Genomic DNA, 3098 nt, shown 5'->3' on the forward strand with positions numbered 1-3098 from the left:
CCAACGATTCACGAAGCAGGCGGCAGCGATCGAGAAACATCTTCGTGCCCCAGCGCCGACGCATACGACGCAGAACCGAATCGCTTCCCGATTGCAAACACAGGTGCAGGTGCGGGACGACCTTGTCGGAGAACTCGGCCATCACACCAATCAGTTCACGAGTGACTTCGGTCGCCTCAATGCTGCTCATTCGAATTCGAAATTGGCCTGGGATCTGGCAAAGATCCTTGACCAAGTGAGCCAACCGCACCCATTCCTCACGAGGCTTGTTGCGGTTCCAGTCGACACCGTAGTGGCCCAGGTGAATGCCAGTCAGAATGACTTCGCGGTGTCCGGCATCCACCAAACGAGTGACCTCGTCGACAATCTCTTGGCTGGGGCGCGAGTGCAGTTTGGGACGCACCATCGGGATGATGCAGTAACTGCAACGGAGCAGGCATCCGTCTTGGACTTTCACATACGCTCGTTTGCGACCAGCGAATCCAGACAACCCAGTGGGCACATCGATGACGCCGAAGCGGCCCATCAGATCACCCAGTTCACGTTTGTCGGTCAACACCTCGACGACGCCCGGCAGGGCACTGACTTCCTCAGGTGCCCGGGTGGCGTAGCACCCCATGACGACGATCCGCGCATCGGGATTTTCGCGATTCAGACGCCGGACAACTTGCCGACTTTTCGCGTCGCCAGTTTCCGTGACCGTGCAAGTGTTGACGATGCACAGGTCGGCCGACTCGCCGTCACCGGCGTCTTCGTACCCAATCGTTTGCAAGCCCTGTCGCACCAGTTCGGTTTCGTACTGGTTGACCTTGCATCCCAGCGTGCGGGTTCGAAGTTTCGCCGTCATCAGAAAAGAATGCCTGTTCAGCCTCGGGCCCGCTTAGCCGCGAGCAGGTTCAATGGTGGCGGTCATGCTGCCCTTGCAACGATCCAATCGTTCGTCTTTTCCGAACGCATGGATTTGATCGCGTTTCAGTTCCGCCAGTTCCAACGTGGTGGTCATACAAATCGCACGGCCACTTTTGTCAACCTCTTTCGCGACTTGATAGCCTTTTTCGATGGGCATGCGGAACAAACGTTTCATCATCGAAATCACATAATCGTAGCTGTGGTCCGTGTCGTCCCACAAAATGACGTGATAGGGCGGTTGCCGTTTTGGTTTGCGGTCGCTGCAGCGTTCTTCTTCCGTGACCACATCGGGCTCGGCAACGGCGGCGGAATAATCGGACATGCTTCCAACAGCTCCTCTTGAAATCTGGGCAGTCAGCGGCGTCTCATCCTGCCGCTTGGTGGTCCTGTTCTGGTTTGCGAAGTGCTATTGTAAGGACGTCCAGATAGACCTGTTAGTCCTCAAATACGGATTTTTCCGCATTCGACGGCACGCCGCTTGATTCTCTTTCGCAACACAATTTGATGTCCCAACCCGAACAATCTTCCACCTCCGCGTTCCAATTGCCCGCCGAAGTTCAGTCGTGTTTGGACGACGGCAAACAGCGTCACGAAGCCGAATTGATTGAGTGGTTGAAAATCCCGAGCATCAGCAGTGATTCGTCTCGCCGCGAAGACGTGCACCGAGCCGCTGAATGGCTGCTCGAGAAAATGAAGGCGGCCGGCCTGCAAACCGAGTCCATTGCCACCAACGAATTTCCGCTGCTGGTGGCCTCGACCCCACCGGTTCCCGGTGCCCCGGTCGCTCTGGTCTATGGACACTATGACGTCCAGCCACCCGAGCCGTTGGACCTGTGGACCAGTCCTCCGTTCGAACCCGCCGTTCGCGACGGCAAAGTCTTCGCCCGCGGTGCAACGGATGACAAAGGCCAAGTCCTGACGCACATCCACAGCATTTGTGACTGGCTCGCCAGCGGACAACCCTTGCCACTGCAAATCAAATTCTTGATCGAGGGCGAAGAGGAGGTCGGCAGCCAAAACCTGGACGATTGGTTGCCCAAGCTCGCCGAAAAACTGGCCTGCGACGTCGTCGTGGTCAGCGACAGCAGCCAGTACGCACCCGGCCGCCCCGCCGTGACGTGCGGCCTGCGAGGCATCGCCACATACGAATTGTTCGTCGACGGACCAAGTCACGACTTGCACAGCGGCAGCTTCGGCGGCGCGGTCGCCAACCCCCCCATGGCTCTGTGCCAGTTGCTCGCCAGCATGAAAGACGCGGAAGGAAAAATCGCGATCGAGGGCCTGTATGACGATGTCGCGCCGATCCCCGACATTGAACGCGAGGCCTGGAAGAAACTTGGTGCCGACGACGCCGAATTCGCGAGCAGCGTCGGTGCTTCCGAACTTCACGGCGAAGCGGGCTACACAACTGATGAGCGACGCTGGGCGCGTCCCTCGCTCGACATCAACGGTTTGACCTCCGGACATCAAGGCGAAGGCGTCAAAACGGTTTTGCCAGCCAAAGCGTCCGCGAAGTTCAGCTTCCGATTGGTGCCCAACCAAGACCCCAAACGTCTCACCGGACTGATCGAATCTCACCTCGAGCGTCATTGCCCGCCGGGTATCCGCTGGACGCTGAAACCCGACCACGGTGCCGGTGCGATGTTGGCGGATGCCAACAGCCGCTACGCCAAGGCAGCCAGCGTCGCGATCGAGAAAGCGTTCGGAACACCACCCGTGATGATTGGTGACGGCGGCTCGATCCCAACCCTGGCTCGTTACCAAGAAGTCCTGGATTGCGTTTGCTTGCTTCTCGGTTGGGGCCAACACGACGATGCCGCCCACAGCCCCAACGAAAAGTTCTCGCTGGAGGATTTCCACCGCGGCATCCAAGCCTCCGCCTCGCTCTGGCAAGCCATCGCATCTGCTTGAGAAGTCTCGACAGAGCTTACGCTTCAATCAATTCGTCACCTCTCCCCCGACGCAAGGAGTTGCTCGGGTGAGGGGGCGAGGCAGCGAGACCGAACAAGGTCGACGACGCCGATTCGTTTTGCATCCAGCTCAGTGATGCTCAGCAGCGAGCGCTTGGCCCCCCTCACCCGAACGTCGCTGAAGGCTCCGTTCGACCTCTCCCCCAACACAGTTGGAGGAGAGGTGACACCTCGTTTGGAAAGTCCTTCAACAGCAGTCAATCAATAATCGGTCGCGGC

General features: G+C 58.6%; 3 protein-coding genes. 1 reads left to right on the forward strand and 2 read right to left on the reverse strand.

All coding sequences use genetic code 11. From position 1 onward, the window contains the following. Both ACF8AM_RS14135 and ACF8AM_RS14140 read right to left on the reverse strand, forming a co-directional pair. Positions 1–847: radical SAM protein (locus tag ACF8AM_RS14135; RefSeq protein ID WP_392556253.1), on the reverse strand; the 847-nt coding region annotated here is incomplete at its 3' end. A 33-nt stretch (positions 848–880) separates the two neighbouring features. Further along, complete coding sequence (locus ACF8AM_RS14140) at positions 881–1231, reverse strand: ATP-dependent Clp protease adaptor ClpS (RefSeq protein WP_392556254.1); 351 nt, start codon at positions 1229–1231, stop codon at positions 881–883. 182 nt (positions 1232–1413) lie between these two features. Between ACF8AM_RS14140 and ACF8AM_RS14145 the strand changes: the two genes are divergently transcribed. Continuing rightward, complete coding sequence (locus ACF8AM_RS14145) at positions 1414–2820, forward strand: dipeptidase (protein ID WP_392556255.1); 1407 nt, start codon at positions 1414–1416, stop codon at positions 2818–2820. The last annotated feature ends 278 nt before the right edge of the window (positions 2821–3098 follow it).

It is taken from the genome of Rhodopirellula sp. JB055, from assembly GCF_043100905.1.
Lineage (GTDB): Bacteria > Planctomycetota > Planctomycetia > Pirellulales > Pirellulaceae > Rhodopirellula.